Below are 14,262 nucleotides of genomic sequence, written 5' to 3'. Positions count from 1 at the left end.
TAACAGGAACAACGATTTAATTGTTGACCTCAAACACATTATAAATGTGCCACTCACCCCATCCCCTTTACAAAAGGGGACGATAAACACGAGAGAACAGCGATTTTATCGCTTATACGTTAGAGCCCACCAGTCGAATGCACAAGATTTTGTTTTTGTAATTAATTTGGCTGATACTTGTAGCAAAAAGGTTAAAGGTACATTCGTTATGAACAAAGGTAGGTTAGAAGCTTTCAGCGATGGTGTTATCGCCATTATCATCACCATCATGGTTTTAGAAATTAAGGTGCCTGAAGGCGAAAGTCTGCTAACTTTAAAGCCTTTAATTCCGAAATTCATCAGTTACGTTTTAAGCTTCACTTATGTGGGTATTTATTGGAATAACCACCACCATTTAATGCACGCCGTAAAGAAAGTAAGCGGCCCGATGCTGTGGGCTAACCTTAATTTCCTGTTCTGGTTATCTTTATTTCCTGTTGCAGCCGGATGGATGGGCGAAAACCATTTTGCACTATGGCCGGTAATCGTTTATGGTAGTGTGCTTTTTATGGCAGCCGTTGCGTATGCAATTTTGGTTGTTACCATTAAGCGTACAGAAGGGCAATATTCCCTGGTTGTACATGCCATCGGTAATGATGCCAAAGGAAAAATTTCGTTGCTTTTTTATGTTGCCGGGATTGGATTAAGCTTTATAACCCCATGGCTGGGTGTTGCACTTTACTTTTTTGTAGCCTGCATTTGGTTTATCCCAGACAGGAGAATAGAGAATGCCATGCGCGAGCAAAATTTGATAGACAGCAATAATCAGCACTAAAATTCACTGGCCTGAAGCATGGCCATGTACCTTTCACGGCTAATCATTTCGGCACCCAGGCTTATTAAATGATCGTTGGGCAACTGGCAATCAATTAAGTCGATATTGAGCTCACTTAAAAAAATCAAAGCCGTTTTTGAAGCATTGCTAACATGACTAAACATGCTTTCGCCGCAAAAAAACCGGTTTATCTTTAAGCCATACAATCCTCCCACCAGTTTATCGTCCTGCCAAACTTCTACGCTGTGCGCATAACCGTTTTGATGTAGGTTGAGGTAAGCCTGCTGCATTTCAGTTGTAATCCACGTGCCATCCTGCCCTTTCCTTGCAGTAGTGGCGCAGTTCAATATCACCTCTTCAAAAGCCTGATTAAGCGTTACCCTAAATATCCCCTGCTTCAAAACCTGCTTCATGCTTTTACTGATCTTAATGCGATCGGGGTAAATTACGCAGCGCTCGTGCGGCGAATACCATAAAATAGGCTCGCCCTCGCTAAACCATGGAAAAATACCATTTGAATAGGCAATTAACAGCCTTTCCATGCTTAAATCGCCGCCAATGGCCAATAAACCATCCTCTTCTGCCAGGGCAGGATCGGGAAAAGCGGGATCATCGGCTAACAATTGAAAAAACATGGACGAAAATAAGAAAGAAAACAAAGATTAAACCCTTGCGTTTTAAATAAGTCATACTGTAAAATCGTTAACTATGAGTGCAAAAGATAATTTCTCCAAAGTTAAGCATCTTTATAACCGTGCCGGATTCGGGATTTCGTATACCGACTTACAAAAATTAAGCAATAAAAATCTCGAAAAAACCGTTGATCGTCTGATCGAGACTTCACAAAAAGACGACCCCATAGCTTTGGTAAATGATTTTGAATCGAAACGGCAACTATTGGCTCAGGCAGGTTTATACGCTAAAAAAGACCTTACCGACGAGGAAAAGAAAATGCGTCAGCAAATTGTTCGTGAGCAAAATGAAGTAAGCCGCGATCTCAACATCGCATTTTTAACCAAAATGATTAATACCGTGGCACCCTTACGGGAAAAGATGACCCTCTTTTGGCATGGGCATTTCGCTTGCCGCAGCAACAATCCTTTCTTTGCCCAACAGTTAAACAATATTCAAAGGGCAAATGCTTTAGGCAGTTTTAAAACACTTTTGGTCGAAGTATCGAAAGCGCCGGCCATGTTGCAATACTTAAACAACCAGCAAAACCGGAAAGGCAAACCTAACGAAAACTTTGCTCGCGAGCTGATGGAACTTTTCACCCTGGGCAGAGGCAATTACACCGAGCAGGATATTAAAGAATCGGCACGTTCGTTTACCGGCTGGATGTACGATAAAGACGGTTCTTTTATTTTTCGTAAAAACCTGCACGACGATGGCACCAAAGCTTTCTTTGGTAAAATTGGCAACTTTGAAGGCGAACACATTATCGATATCATTTTAGAGAAACCTGAAACGGCACAGTTTATCGCACAGAAAGTATATAAGTTCTTTGTAAACGATACCCCTAATGAGGCACACATTAAGGAACTGGCTACACATTTTTACAATTCGAAATACGACATCGGTGCCATGATGAAAAAGATGTTCACCTCCGACTGGTTTTACGCACCGGAAAATGTGGGCACAAAAATCAAATCGCCCGCCGAATTTTTAGTAGGCTTAAGTCGTGAGTTTTACGTTACTTATAACAAGCCACAAGTACTCATTCAGCTGCAAAGCAGCTTAGGCCAATATTTATTCAATCCGCCAAACGTGGCAGGCTGGCCGGGCGGGCAAAGCTGGATCGACAGCTCTTCATTAATGCTGAGGATGCGCATTCCATCATTGGTTTTAAACGATGGGGAAATTGATTTTAGCGGCAAAGCCGATCCCGAAGATGAAGCTGTAATTGCATTGAGCAGAACGGCAACCAGTAATGCCAATGCCAACAGTAAACCAAAATCGTATGTAAACGCAAATGCCGACTGGCCCAAATTTTTAGATACGCTACCCAAAGGCTTAACACCACTGGAACTTACAGAATTTCTGTTGCAGCCTAAATTAAATACGAAAATAACCTCAATGGTAAGCGATAATAAAGGTTTGCGCAGTACCGCAGTCGAAATTACCAGCATGCCCGAATATCAACTTTGTTAAAAATTGGTTTATAGTTGCTGGTTTATAGTCCATTGTACTTTTGCAAACACTAAAACATCAACCATTGACCACAAAAACCAGTAAAGAAATAACAAGATGAACAGAAGAAATTTTTTAAGAAATACAGGTTTTGTTGCTGCAGGCTCCTTATTTGTTCCGGCTTTTATGAAACCACTCGAAGCCATGGCACTGGATGAACTGAGCCTTTACAAAAATTTAGTAGTGGTGCAGTTATCGGGCGGAAACGACGGTTTAAACACGGTTATACCTTTTGGCAATGATATTTATTATCAGAAAAGAAAAAGTATTGCCATTAAACCCGAAGAGGTAATAAAGCTCAACGACATGCAAGGCTTAAACCCCAACATGGCTGCTTTACAGGAAATTCACGATCAGGGCTGGATGACCATCATTAACGATGTGGGTTACCCTAATCCAGACCGTTCGCACTTCCGCTCAATGGATATCTGGCAAACCGGTAGCGACAGTAACCAGTTTTTATCAACCGGTTGGATTGGCCGTTATCTGGACAGCAACTGCCAAACCTGCAAATTCCCGTATACAGCCATAGAAGTAGACGATTCGCTTTCGCTGGCCATGAAAGGCCAAACCAAAAAGGGAATTGCTTTAAAAGATCCGGCGGCTTTGTTTCGCAATACCAACGATCCGTTTTTTAAAGCCATGCTGCAGAACGATAAGGAGCATTTAGACGAAGACAATTTAGGCTATTTGTATAAAACGATGATCGAAACCTCATCTTCGGCCAGTTATATTCAGAATACCTCAAAAATTTACCAGTCAAAATCAGCTTACCCAAACAGTGGTTTTGCCAATCAGTTAAAAACGGTTTCTAAATTTATTTCTTCGGGACTAAAAACCAGGGTTTATTATGTTTCGTTAAGTGGTTTCGATACTCACGTAAACCAGATTGGTCAACAGGGTAATCTGTTAAAACAATACAGCGAAGGGATGGCAGCTTTCTTAAAAGATTTAAAATCAAACAACAAGCTGGATGATACTCTGGTGATTACTTTCTCTGAGTTTGGCCGCAGGGTTGAGCAAAACGCAAGTAATGGTACCGACCATGGAACTGCAAATAATATGTTCGTTTTTGGTGGGAAGTTGAAGAAGCAAGGCATTTTTAACGCAGCCCCTAACCTGAGCGATCTGGACACCGGCGACTTAAAATACCAACTCGATTTCAGACAGGTTTACGGGACTATTTTAGATAAATGGCTGGATGTAAACAATGCAGATATCCTGAATAAAAAATTTAATACTCTTGACTTCATATAAAAAACAATAGCTATGGGCTTAAGCCCGCAGCTATTGTTTTACAATTTACTTTCTTTTTAAGACATAAACGGGCCTGGTGTTATCTTTATCAATCTGCTCGGTATAGGTATTAAAAAGTTCATAGCCGTAGTTTTTGAGTTTATTCACCCCATCAATAGCCGAATTAAATTCCAGGCGCTTGCCAGCGTCATCTTTAATACAGGCATCATTTAACTCTGAAACTTTTTGACCATATTCCAGCTTAATCCATAATTTATCGGCAAATGTGCTGCTTACTGCCGAAACCTCAATATAACTGGCCTTTAGCTCGGTTAATCTGATACCATTAACGGTTTGTGCCTTTGCAACAGACAGCGCAAAGCATGCGACCGCAGCCGCAGAGATCAATAATTCTTTCATGATGTGTTTCTTTTGTGTGTATTCTAAATTACAAAGAATGATCGATTACTCATAAAATGGCCTGTAACAAAAAGCCTGTTTTTAAATCTTAACCTAAAAAACACAATGAACTTTTTAGGCAATATTATCTGGATTATTTTTGGTGGCATCTTTATTTTCTTCGAATACATTATCGGAGGGCTGATCCTTTGCCTAACCATTGTAGGTATTCCTTTCGGTATTCAATGCTTTAAATTTGCCATTGTAGGCCTGGCGCCTTTTGGCGTTAAAATAACCGATACTTCATCCAATACCGGTTGTCTTTCTACCATCATGAACCTGATCTGGATTTTCTGCGGAGGCTTTTGGATTGCATTAACCCACTTGTTCTTTGGCATTTTACTCTGCATCACCATTGTAGGCATTCCATTTGGCCGCCAGCATTTTAAATTAATGAATTTAGCCTTCACACCTTTCGGGAAATCGATTTCGTAGCTTCCGTCATTGCAAGAAGGCTTTTTCCAGCCGACGAAGCAATCTTAATCGCCAATTAATATAAAAGATTGCTTCGCCAAGCTCAGTCCGAGCTAGCAATGACGCATAGTGCAAAAGGAATTGCAACTATGTAAATAGAAGGAGAAAAATCTGTAACCTTGTCTGAAAAGCAGGTTCCTGTGTTCATCGGCCCCGAAAGTCCCGCCATCCGCTATAGCCCTCATAAAAAATTCGGGGCTGCCGCGTTTATTTAAACTATGGCCTGTTGCCATTGGCAAATGACGCTGTACTTAGCCCCGATTGGATGGATGCCCCCGATATTTCATCGGGGCAGGAAGGAAAGCGGGACTGTTGAAACCGACCAGCGCCGCAATTGCGCTCCAAAAATTATTGAATCAAGCCTATTAACCTCGAATGTTCAATCGCCTGCTTACTGTTGTTAAACAAACAGGTTTTTACATTTTTATCTTCAACCTTTTTAAGCAGCTGCAAGGTATCTAGCTCCTTTTCAGGACGAATGTTACGGATATAAACTGCCTCGATATTTTCAGGGTATTTTTCTACTATAGCGGTGTAAATTTCGGGGTCCTGTTGAGAATTATCACCAAAAAACACAAACTTCTGGTTCGGGAAAGCATCCAGAATCCGCATCACCCGCAGTAGTTTAGCCTCGTGACCTGTTTTACCAGTCCTGATTAAATCCTTCCATTTTTTTAATGTATTGAGCAAAAAAGCTCCTTCGGGTAATTTATTGAATTTAAAAGTTTCGAGCAGGTAATCGTACAGGTTCCATTCGCTGCTGCTTACATAAAAAAAAGGATTTGGCTGTTGTGCTTCGGTATGTGAAAGGGCCAGTTGCTGGTAATGACTGGCTGCATCAGGAAAAGTTTTCCGGGTATGCGGATTTTTGATAAACAGCTCCCTCAACCTCCTTCCAATAGTGGCCGAATGCGAAACCATTACCGTATCATCCACATCCGAAATAAAAGCGTATTGCGTAAGGTGTGGCACATAAACCTTTCCCTCGCCAGCGTTCAAAACTTTTCCGTTCCCATCAACCGCTTCTACTTTTACATAATGCCATCCGGCCGGAATTTCCCGTCCAGCTTTCCATTCGAATTTAAAAAAGCCATCGCGCTCCGTTTTATTGTAAATGGTTTGATCAAAAAACTGCAGCCGTACATCAACAAAAGCATAAGGCTTTAAAATAAAAAGCTTTAAAAGATGTACCATATTAACGAAGATGTTGTTGCTGAAAATCTGCCTGGTTTTGGCCTTACGTTTAAAAATATGGCCGTAAACAACCAGATTATGTGCATGCCCATAACCGTGATATACTTTTACACTAACAGATTTATTCATCGTTATTAAAACAGAGTTTATTAAAAGTTGTTTGTGATCTAAAAGCATCGCTATCAAATGAAATTACTATTTATCATCAATCCGGGATCTGGCAGTCACGACATTAACTTAAAGGAAGTAATTTCTGCTTATTTTAAGGAAAAAACTACTGAAACCGATCTTTTCGAATTGCCTAAAGATTGTTCTATAGCAAAGATTAAACAAAAAATAACCACTTCGCAGGCAGACCGTGTGATAGCCGTTGGTGGCGACGGAACGCTGAAACTGGTTGCCGAATGTTTATTGAATACCGGTACACCCATAGGCATTATTCCTGCAGGTTCGGCCAATGGCATGGCCAAAGAGTTGGGCATCCCAACAGATATGGAGCAGGCACTGGCTATTTTGGCAGAAGGCAGACAACAGAAAATCCATGTAGTTAAACTCAACAATGAAATCTGCATCCACTTATCCGATTTAGGTTTTAATGCCTATCTGGTTAAAAAATTTGATACGCTGCCTCAACGCGGCATGTGGGGCTATGCAAAAGCCACATGGCATGCCTTATGGAACCACCGCAGAATGGAAGTACAGCTAAAGCTTAAAAACGAAACCGTCACCTCTAAAGCAGCCATGGTGGCAATTGCCAATGCAACTATGTATGGCTCGGGATTAAAAATTAATCCAGACGGAAAGCTAGATGATGAACTATTTGAAGTAGTTTTGGTTAAAGATTATTCTTACCTGGAGATTTTAAAGATATGGATCACCAAACTACCTTTCAACCCGAAGAAAATAGAAGTATTTCAAACAGCAGCCGTAAAAATAGCTTCTAAACACAAAGCCCATTTTCAGGTAGATGGAGAATATATTGGTCGGGTAAATACAGTTGAAGCCAACATTATACCTGCAGCCATTACCGTTATCCTACCTAACGAAATGTAGCTCGATGAATCCTGATGGTAAAATACAGTCTGAAGAATTCGGCAATAAAGCAGATTCGGAATAAAATGTCGAACCAGCGCTCACTGAGGTTTAACATTTCAGGCAAAAAAGTAATGAAACCGATAGAAAACACCCACACCACCAAACGCAAAGGAAACTGGATGTAATAAGTAATGAAGCCAAATTTCTTATCCAGGATTAAACCGGCCGCTGAGATAAATAACGAAACGAATAAGGGTAGCAGCAATACCACTTTGGCCTGCGAAAGTACCTGATCGGGAATTTCGTTTAAGTGTGTTAAAATCTGCCAAAATTGTTTGGCCAGCAAAACGATACTGATGATATCCAATAAGGCAAAAAATCGGGTGGTGTTCTTCATTGTTGGCTAAATTAATCAATTTTGTTATCTTGGTTTAGCCATTATTCAAATTCATTGCTCCATGTTCAAATTAGGGTTAACGGTTTCAATTCTCGTAAGCACTGTTTTCGGTTATTTTATTAATCAGAATCCAATCACCCCTGCTACCAGCAAAACGGATTGTCTCAGTAAAAAAGACCTTATAACAGGCAAGGTAATTTATACCAGTTATGATGAACCCGCCATAAATGAAGGAGGCCCGGCTAAACTTTATAAAGCAATGTCTAACGTAAAATTAGATTCCATCCCCAATGGCGCTACAACCCAATTCACAATATCTTTCTTAGTAGATGTAGATGGCCACGTTTCCAGAGAACGGATAGTAAAAGATGAAGTTGGTAAAGTTGGCGAGCAGATGTTAAAGATTGCTAAATCTTTTAAATGGACACCGGCAATGTGTAATGGCAAAAAAGTGGCTACAATAACCACGCTCTCCACACGGATTTGCTTGCAATAAAGATCTTGTTATTATTTACAGTATTTGGCCAGATAGTCATCGGCCTTTTTGCTCCCCATGTACTTAACAAAAAGAAAGTCTTCGCAAGCCCCTTGTTTATCGCCTTGTTTGATTTTTTTTAAACCCATTTTAATGCGGTCGTCGAGGTATTCATCGTCGATGCCCAACTGGCTTTTAATGGCCATAATCTGGATTTCCTGCCCGGGTTTGGCCTGATCAATATTTTTATAGAAATTAATAACCGAATTGGTTAAACCTTCTTCAGCCTGATAATTGCGAATGGCTTCTTGGATTTCCTCGTTTGATTTGCCTTCGCAATTGTAGCCCGAAAGCCTGAAATTAACCGGTGCAACAATCGAAACAGTAGTGTCGTAACCTGCAGGCACCTGCCATTTACCACTGCTTAACCGCACCAGACGTAAAGCTTCTTCGTCCAGTTCGGAAAGGATTCCTTTACTTATTTTCGAAAAATATACTTTCCCTTTCTCATCCAGTTTAAAACTTACATTCACAGTCCCCTGAATACAGTTATCTTTCGAAAATTGCGGATAAATGGTATTATCTCTCAGGAAATTGGTAAAACCGCTTTTACCCGATTTAAACTGCACCTGGGCCATACCCAACGAACAACAGAAAAACAAGCAAATGGTGAACAGGTATTTCATATTACTAATTTACTAAAAAAATGCTGAAAGGCTTATCTATTTTGCCCTACTCGTAACCGTCATGCTGAATTTATTTCAGCACCTCTACTATTGTAAAAATCTCTTTGCGCTTGATTGCCTTCTTATCTTAAAACAGAATAATGAAAGACCCTGAAATAAATCCGATAGCTATCGGATCAGGGTGACGACAAAAGGGAGGGAAATCCGTGCCTTCCGTGAATCCGTGGCCTGGCATTTAAATATAGATTTCTCGGCTACGCTCGAAATGGCGATTACCTTAAAATCTGCTCTGTGTGCTCAGTGCCTTTCTCCTTGCACTCTGTGGTTAAAAATCTTTGCGTTAAGAAAACGTAGATTTCAAAATAAGCTCCGGATCAGGACAGTTAGCCAAATACTTCTCCCTTTCGCTAAACTTACACACCCCCGGATAATCGCCCTTTAAACCCTGCATATCTTTTACCAGTTGAAAATGAAGATGTGGTGGCCAGCAACCGTTTTCGTCTTTGTTGCCCAGTTCGGCGAATTTCGTTCCTCCTTTAATAAACATTCCCTCTTCCAGTTGGTCTAGAGAATCGAGGCTCAGGTGACCATAAAGTGCGTTGAATTTACACCCCGCAATATCATAAGCTAAAATGATGGTGGCACCGTAATCGCCGAAGTTATTGTTATTGGCAAAACTCTGAACGGTCGCATCGTAGAAATTGTATATAGGTGTTCCAGCGGGACTCCAAATATCTACCCCCAAATGCAGCCTCCGGGGCTCCTCACCAGCATCAAAGTGTGCACTCCGCGAATATATGTTACGGTGCTCGTTATAACCACCAATGCCATACTTTGCATTGTCTACTGCAAGTTTTCCTTCAACCCAAGACGAGAACCGATCAATATCGTCTAAAATATCATTACTGAGTTCCGTATTTGTTGCAGTAAAATCCAGGGCTAGAAGTTGATCGTATGCCGGATCGAAATCCACAACCTTGTGGATCAAGTCACGGTTGGTTGCAATTACCTGTTTAAGCATATGCATCGGAAAGTTTATTTAAAAATATAAACGTAATTGTAAATGTAGTGCGATAATGCACCACCAATTACAAACAAATGCCAAAGCTCATGACTGTGCATCCAACGGGATAATGGTTTGTCTTTTGCATAATAATAGGTGCCGCCAATATAAAAAACACCACCTAAAAGCAACCAACCTACAGCACCAATAGGCAGTGTACCCAACATTTTTTGAATTAAAGGCACAATTAAACACCCCATTAAAATGTAGATTGACAAAGATATTGCTGTACTTTTTAAACGGTTAAAGATTTTTAGCAGACAGCCTACAATTGCAATAATCCATACGATAGCGAAAAGGCTCCAGCTTAGCCAGTCATCAAAAACGAGTAAGGCCGTGGGGCTGTAAGAGCCTGCAATCATGAGGTAAATACAGCAATGGTCGAATTTCTGCCAAAACCGCACACCATATGTCGTAGCCGGATAACCGTGATACATTGCACTTACTCCGAACAGGATAAAAGTGCCAATGCTGTAAATCCAGGCGGCAGTATATTCAATGGGCGTATGGCATTTCTGAAGCAAAAAGTATCCTGCCGGAATTGCAATCAAAGCCGGTACAAAGTGTGTGAAGAAATTAACGGGTTCCCTTAGCCTCCTCACAGAAAATTATTCGCTGTCTTCGTCCTTTTGTCTAGGTTCTTTGGCAATCTTATCAAAAAGATGATCCATACGCTCTACATATTCGTTGGTATCATCAACGAAGAAAGTCAGCTCGGGCACAACCCTTACCTGATGGCGGATTCTGCTGCCCAGTTTATATCTGATCTCACCTGCATGTGCATTAACCGTGTTGATCGAAAGCGTGGTATTATTGGTATTAAAAAAGCTCAGGTAAACCTTTGCCACTGCCAAATCGGGCGAAACCCTTACGCGGGTAATGGTAACCAATGTATTTGGCAAAAATGAAGCCCCTTCGCGCTGAAAAACCTGTGCTAACTCCTCTTGTAATACTCCTGCAAATTTCTGCTGACGTTTACTTTCCATATTGTATTTGTCTATCGTTATTGCGCTTTTACGAACCAAACCTTAAAGGTTTTAAAAACCTGCAAGGTTTATTTTGTCCACCGCAATTACGGGGTTTTATCTAATAAAGTAAATTGCTATCGTAAGGATATCTTGCCACATGCGCAGCTTTAACCTTATCGTACAATAACGTTTTAAATTCTTCTATATTCTCTTTTTGTGTGGCTGAAATAAACAACACCGGCACTTTGCCATGACTCATCCAGCTGTTCTTAAAATCTTCAAGCGTCAGTCTTCCGTCTTCATCGCCTTCCTCTACTTCTGGCGAAACATAAGCATCAATTTTATTGAAAACCAAGATCATGTCTTTATCAATTGCGCCTATATCTTTCAAAGTTTCGTTAACCGTATTGATCTGATCTTCGAAATTTGGATGCGAAACATCTACCACGTGAACCAGCAAATCGGCTTCCCTAACCTCATCCAGTGTAGACTTGAAACACTCTACCAAATGGTGAGGAAGTTTGCGGATAAACCCAACCGTATCAGATAACAGGAAAGGCAGGTTCTCGATCACAACTTTACGCACAGTTGTATCTAAAGTAGCAAACAGTTTATTCTCTGCAAACACTTCCGATTTCGACAGCATATTCATAATGGTCGATTTGCCTACGTTGGTATACCCTACCAGGGCTACCCGAATCAGCTGACCACGGTTCTTACGTTGCGTTTCGTTCTGCCTGTCGATATTTCTCAGGCGTTCCTTTAATAAGGATATTTTATTTAAAATGATCCTTCTGTCACTTTCAATCTGGGTTTCACCCGGTCCACGCATCCCGATACCACCCTTTTGGCGCTCCAGGTGAGTCCACATACCTGTTAGGCGTGGCAATACGTATTGTAACTGGGCCAGCTCTACCTGTGTTTTGGCCTGAGCAGTTTGGGCCCTGTTGGCAAAAATATCGAGGATTAAATTGCTCCGGTCTAAAACTTTAACTCCAAGCTCCCGGTCTATATTGCGCAGTTGCGATGGCGATAATTCATCATCGAACACTACAGTATCAATTTCTTCTGATTTTACATACGCTTTAATTTCTTCCAGCTTACCTGTGCCCACAAAAGTGGCACGCTCTGGCTTGAGCATTTTTTGCGTAAAAACCTTCTCCACCTTCCCTCCGGCTGTATCCACTAAAAAGGCCAGCTCGTCTAAATATTCTTTTGTTTGGGCTTCCTTTTCGCCGGGCGTTACCACGCCAACTAAAATTGCCCGTTCCTGCACAACGGCAGTATTATAAAATTTTTGTCTTCCCATGTAATTGATGCAAAGATACAAAATTTGCGTCCGTAAAAATTCCGAAGTTTCTAAGGTCCAACGCCCCGTAAACTTCGGAAGTCAGCGCAGACTAAACCTGCGCTACAAATTGCTGAATGGCAAGGCCCGGATTCTCGGTTTTCATAAAGTTTTCGCCGATTAAAAAGCCATTAAAACCAGCTGTTTTTAAATCTTTAATGGTTTCCGGATTACTGATTGCACTTTCCGAAATCTTCAAAAATTCATTCGGGATCTTATTCACCAAATCGAACGAGGTTTGGATATCAACCGTAAAATCGGCAAGATTTCTGTTATTTACGCCAATAGCATCTAAATTAGGTGATATGCTTCTTTCCAGTTCTTCGAGATTATGCACTTCTAAAAGCACATTTAAACCTAAATTACGAGCAAACTGACCAAAATCATTAATCTGTTGTGGCGTTAAAATCGAGGCGATCAATAAAATAATATCTGCTCCCCAGGCTTTAGCTTCCAGAATCTGATATTCATCAATCATGAAATCCTTTCTCAGAATCGGGATATCGTTTGCTGCCCGTGCCGCCAGAAGATCTGCAGTTTTTCCACCGAAAAAATCAACATCAGTTAATACCGAAAGTGCCGATGCACCAGCATTATTGTAAGCCTGCGTAACTTCCGCTACATCAGCCACACCGTTAATCAGTCCTTTTGAGGGCGAACGGCGTTTAAACTCAGCAATAATCCCAGTCCGGTCTGTTGCCAATAAAAACTCTTTAAAAGAATGCGGCGTTCTTTTAAAATGCACCGCATTTTCCAAATCCTGTATCGAAACAAGTGCTTTGGCCGCAGCAACTTCTTCTTTTTTACGTAGTACGATTTTATCTAGTATGTTCATCTATCAATCTGTTAAGAAGGCATCATAAATATATAATTGTCATCCCGAGCTTGTCGAAGGACCTTAATTAACTTCCTGCGAGGCGTTTCGACAGGCTCAACGTGACAAAAATTCAAGAAAAAAGCTTATAATATACCCTCATCTAAAATTTAACTAATTCCAGTCAACTGAGATCCTGAAATAAGTTCAGGATGACGACCGGCAGGAAAATTCTTAATTAGTCAACCAGTTTTCCATCATCTGTTTGCCGTACTCAGTAAGTACACTTTCAGGGTGGAATTGTACACCACGCACATCAAGCGTTTCGTGCCTTAAAGCCATAATTTCGTTCTTGTGGTCGCGGGCTGTAATTTTTAAGCACGACGGGAAGTTATCTTTACTTACCACCCAGCTGTGATAACGTCCAACATTTATAGTTTGCGGACATTCCCAAAATAAGGGTTCATCACCATCTACAACAGTAACCGGAGTAGCAATGCCATGCATCGGTCTACCTAAATTGTACAGTGTACCTCCAAATGCTTCGGCGATAGCCTGCTGCCCTAAACATACCCCAAAAATACTTTTGGTTGGCGCGTAGGTTTTAATCACATCCAGCAATAAACCTGCTTCCTCCGGAATACCCGGACCAGGCGAAAGTAAGATTTTATTGTATTTATCTACATCTGCCAATTCGAATTTATCATTTCTCCAAACTTCGGCTTCATAACCAACTTCGTTAATTAAGTGAACCAAATTATAGGTAAAACTGTCGTAATTATCGATTACCAGAACTTTATTATTTGTTTCCATTTTCAATATTCCAATTTTTTATTTCCTCACTGATAAAATAGTTTACCAGATCACTGTATACTTTTTCAATAATGTCGGGGTTCAAACCTGCTACTTCTGCCCAATCCCGCCTTTGTAAAAGCATATTTTTAAATCTTTCGGGAGCTTTAACCGCCTCTTCGTTTGCCTTAAATCTGGAGGCTGCCTTTACATATTTAAATCTTTCCCCAATCAATTGAATAACCTGTTGGTCGATAGTATCAATAGCTAAGCGGATCTCATTTATATTTTTACAGCTTTCTGGTGAACCTATCATT

The 14,262-nt window shown here is 40.8% G+C and carries 18 protein-coding genes; 6 read left to right on the top strand and 12 right to left on the bottom strand.

What is annotated here, in order from left to right:
- Positions 1–208 precede the first annotated feature (208 nt).
- Positions 209–814, top strand: coding sequence for a TMEM175 family protein (locus tag HWV58_RS03740; RefSeq protein WP_175632812.1), 606 nt, complete (start codon positions 209–211; stop codon positions 812–814).
- Here the strand turns inward: HWV58_RS03740 and aat are convergent.
- Positions 811–1,449, bottom strand: coding sequence for a leucyl/phenylalanyl-tRNA--protein transferase (aat, locus tag HWV58_RS03735; RefSeq protein WP_175632811.1), 639 nt, complete (start codon positions 1,447–1,449; stop codon positions 811–813). The genes HWV58_RS03740 and aat overlap by 4 nt on opposite strands.
- Positions 1,450–1,522: 73 nt before the next feature.
- Between aat and HWV58_RS03730 the strand changes: the two genes are divergently transcribed.
- On the top strand, positions 1,523–2,965 hold the full coding sequence (locus tag HWV58_RS03730) for a DUF1800 domain-containing protein (protein WP_175632810.1): 1,443 nt from the start codon (positions 1,523–1,525) through the stop codon (positions 2,963–2,965).
- A gap of 96 nt (positions 2,966–3,061) precedes the next feature.
- Positions 3,062–4,261: a DUF1501 domain-containing protein gene (locus HWV58_RS03725; protein WP_124558130.1), complete on the top strand. Its 1,200-nt coding sequence runs from the start codon at positions 3,062–3,064 to the stop codon at positions 4,259–4,261.
- Positions 4,262–4,306: 45 nt separating this feature from the next.
- Here HWV58_RS03725 and HWV58_RS03720 read toward each other — a convergent pair whose 3' ends face one another.
- On the bottom strand, positions 4,307–4,660 hold the full coding sequence (locus tag HWV58_RS03720; RefSeq protein WP_175632809.1) for a hypothetical protein: 354 nt from the start codon (positions 4,658–4,660) through the stop codon (positions 4,307–4,309).
- 105 nt (positions 4,661–4,765) lie between these two features.
- Here HWV58_RS03720 and HWV58_RS03715 point away from each other — a divergent pair, with 105 nt between their 5' ends.
- Complete coding sequence (locus HWV58_RS03715) at positions 4,766–5,134, top strand: YccF domain-containing protein (protein ID WP_039472680.1); 369 nt, start codon at positions 4,766–4,768, stop codon at positions 5,132–5,134.
- A gap of 387 nt (positions 5,135–5,521) precedes the next feature.
- Here the strand turns inward: HWV58_RS03715 and HWV58_RS03710 are convergent, their stop codons facing one another.
- A complete protein-coding gene (locus HWV58_RS03710) occupies positions 5,522–6,496 on the bottom strand; it encodes an App1 family protein (protein WP_175632808.1) in 975 nt (324 codons plus the stop codon).
- 57 nt (positions 6,497–6,553) lie between these two features.
- Between HWV58_RS03710 and HWV58_RS03705 the strand changes: the two genes are divergently transcribed.
- Positions 6,554–7,420 (top strand): diacylglycerol/lipid kinase family protein, encoded by an 867-nt coding sequence (locus tag HWV58_RS03705; protein ID WP_175632807.1) that lies wholly within the window; start codon positions 6,554–6,556, stop codon positions 7,418–7,420.
- Here HWV58_RS03705 and HWV58_RS03700 read toward each other — a convergent pair.
- Positions 7,407–7,799 carry a hypothetical protein gene (locus tag HWV58_RS03700; RefSeq protein ID WP_175632806.1) on the bottom strand — a complete coding sequence of 131 codons (393 nt, stop codon included), beginning with the start codon at positions 7,797–7,799 and terminating at the stop codon, positions 7,407–7,409. The genes HWV58_RS03705 and HWV58_RS03700 overlap by 14 nt on opposite strands.
- Before the next feature lie 61 nt (positions 7,800–7,860).
- Between HWV58_RS03700 and HWV58_RS03695 the strand changes: the two genes are divergently transcribed.
- The gene (locus tag HWV58_RS03695) at positions 7,861–8,295 is read left to right on the top strand and encodes an energy transducer TonB (RefSeq protein WP_175632805.1); all 435 of its coding nucleotides are present in this window, start codon (positions 7,861–7,863) and stop codon (positions 8,293–8,295) included.
- A gap of 11 nt (positions 8,296–8,306) precedes the next feature.
- Here HWV58_RS03695 and HWV58_RS03690 read toward each other — a convergent pair whose 3' ends face one another.
- The 8 genes from HWV58_RS03690 to HWV58_RS03655 form a co-directional block, all read right to left on the bottom strand.
- Positions 8,307–8,960 (bottom strand): energy transducer TonB, encoded by a 654-nt coding sequence (locus HWV58_RS03690; protein WP_175632804.1) that lies wholly within the window; start codon positions 8,958–8,960, stop codon positions 8,307–8,309.
- Between the two features lie 340 nt (positions 8,961–9,300).
- Positions 9,301–9,987, bottom strand: a complete 687-nt coding sequence (locus tag HWV58_RS03685; protein WP_175632803.1) for a peptidoglycan DD-metalloendopeptidase family protein — start codon at positions 9,985–9,987, stop codon at positions 9,301–9,303.
- 8 nt (positions 9,988–9,995) lie between these two features.
- Entirely contained in the window at positions 9,996–10,625 is a 630-nt protein-coding gene (trhA, locus tag HWV58_RS03680; protein ID WP_175632802.1) for a PAQR family membrane homeostasis protein TrhA, read from the bottom strand.
- Positions 10,626–10,631: 6 nt separating this feature from the next.
- Positions 10,632–11,009, bottom strand: coding sequence for a 30S ribosome-binding factor RbfA (rbfA, locus tag HWV58_RS03675; RefSeq protein WP_039472670.1), 378 nt, complete (start codon positions 11,007–11,009; stop codon positions 10,632–10,634).
- 100 nt (positions 11,010–11,109) lie between these two features.
- Positions 11,110–12,300 (bottom strand): GTPase HflX, encoded by a 1,191-nt coding sequence (gene hflX / locus HWV58_RS03670; protein ID WP_175632801.1) that lies wholly within the window; start codon positions 12,298–12,300, stop codon positions 11,110–11,112.
- A 91-nt stretch (positions 12,301–12,391) separates the two neighbouring features.
- Positions 12,392–13,174 (bottom strand): indole-3-glycerol phosphate synthase TrpC, encoded by a 783-nt coding sequence (gene trpC, locus HWV58_RS03665; protein ID WP_175632800.1) that lies wholly within the window; start codon positions 13,172–13,174, stop codon positions 12,392–12,394.
- A gap of 213 nt (positions 13,175–13,387) precedes the next feature.
- A complete protein-coding gene (locus tag HWV58_RS03660; protein ID WP_175632799.1) occupies positions 13,388–13,966 on the bottom strand; it encodes an anthranilate synthase component II in 579 nt (192 codons plus the stop codon).
- Entirely contained in the window at positions 13,953–14,261 is a 309-nt protein-coding gene (locus HWV58_RS03655) for an isochorismate lyase (protein WP_175632798.1), read from the bottom strand. Before HWV58_RS03655 ends, HWV58_RS03660 begins: the two co-directional genes overlap by 14 nt.
- Position 14,262 lies beyond the last annotated feature (1 nt).

The sequence above is a fragment of the Pedobacter ghigonis genome, assembly GCF_903166585.1.
GTDB classification, from domain to species: domain Bacteria; phylum Bacteroidota; class Bacteroidia; order Sphingobacteriales; family Sphingobacteriaceae; genus Pedobacter; species Pedobacter ghigonis.
This window is presented reverse-complemented; position numbering and strand designations above follow the sequence as displayed.

Excerpts from the sequence above, each read along its gene's own strand:
- HWV58_RS03740 (WP_175632812.1), top strand. The coding sequence starts at position 209 with ATGAACAAAGGTAGGTTAGAAGCTTTCAGCGATGGTGTTATCGCCATT.
- aat (WP_175632811.1), bottom strand. The coding sequence starts at position 1,449 with ATGTTTTTTCAATTGTTAGCCGATGATCCCGCTTTTCCCGATCCTGCC.
- HWV58_RS03730 (WP_175632810.1), top strand. The coding sequence starts at position 1,523 with ATGAGTGCAAAAGATAATTTCTCCAAAGTTAAGCATCTTTATAACCGT.
- HWV58_RS03725 (WP_124558130.1), top strand. The coding sequence starts at position 3,062 with ATGAACAGAAGAAATTTTTTAAGAAATACAGGTTTTGTTGCTGCAGGC.
- HWV58_RS03720 (WP_175632809.1), bottom strand. The coding sequence starts at position 4,660 with ATGAAAGAATTATTGATCTCTGCGGCTGCGGTCGCATGCTTTGCGCTG.
- HWV58_RS03715 (WP_039472680.1), top strand. The coding sequence starts at position 4,766 with ATGAACTTTTTAGGCAATATTATCTGGATTATTTTTGGTGGCATCTTT.
- HWV58_RS03710 (WP_175632808.1), bottom strand. The coding sequence starts at position 6,496 with ATGAATAAATCTGTTAGTGTAAAAGTATATCACGGTTATGGGCATGCA.
- HWV58_RS03705 (WP_175632807.1), top strand. The coding sequence starts at position 6,554 with ATGAAATTACTATTTATCATCAATCCGGGATCTGGCAGTCACGACATT.
- HWV58_RS03700 (WP_175632806.1), bottom strand. The coding sequence starts at position 7,799 with ATGAAGAACACCACCCGATTTTTTGCCTTATTGGATATCATCAGTATC.
- HWV58_RS03695 (WP_175632805.1), top strand. The coding sequence starts at position 7,861 with ATGTTCAAATTAGGGTTAACGGTTTCAATTCTCGTAAGCACTGTTTTC.
- HWV58_RS03690 (WP_175632804.1), bottom strand. The coding sequence starts at position 8,960 with ATGAAATACCTGTTCACCATTTGCTTGTTTTTCTGTTGTTCGTTGGGT.
- HWV58_RS03685 (WP_175632803.1), bottom strand. The coding sequence starts at position 9,987 with ATGCATATGCTTAAACAGGTAATTGCAACCAACCGTGACTTGATCCAC.
- rbfA (WP_039472670.1), bottom strand. The coding sequence starts at position 11,009 with ATGGAAAGTAAACGTCAGCAGAAATTTGCAGGAGTATTACAAGAGGAG.
- hflX (WP_175632801.1), bottom strand. The coding sequence starts at position 12,300 with ATGGGAAGACAAAAATTTTATAATACTGCCGTTGTGCAGGAACGGGCA.
- trpC (WP_175632800.1), bottom strand. The coding sequence starts at position 13,174 with ATGAACATACTAGATAAAATCGTACTACGTAAAAAAGAAGAAGTTGCT.
- HWV58_RS03660 (WP_175632799.1), bottom strand. The coding sequence starts at position 13,966 with ATGGAAACAAATAATAAAGTTCTGGTAATCGATAATTACGACAGTTTT.
- HWV58_RS03655 (WP_175632798.1), bottom strand. The coding sequence starts at position 14,261 with ATGATAGGTTCACCAGAAAGCTGTAAAAATATAAATGAGATCCGCTTA.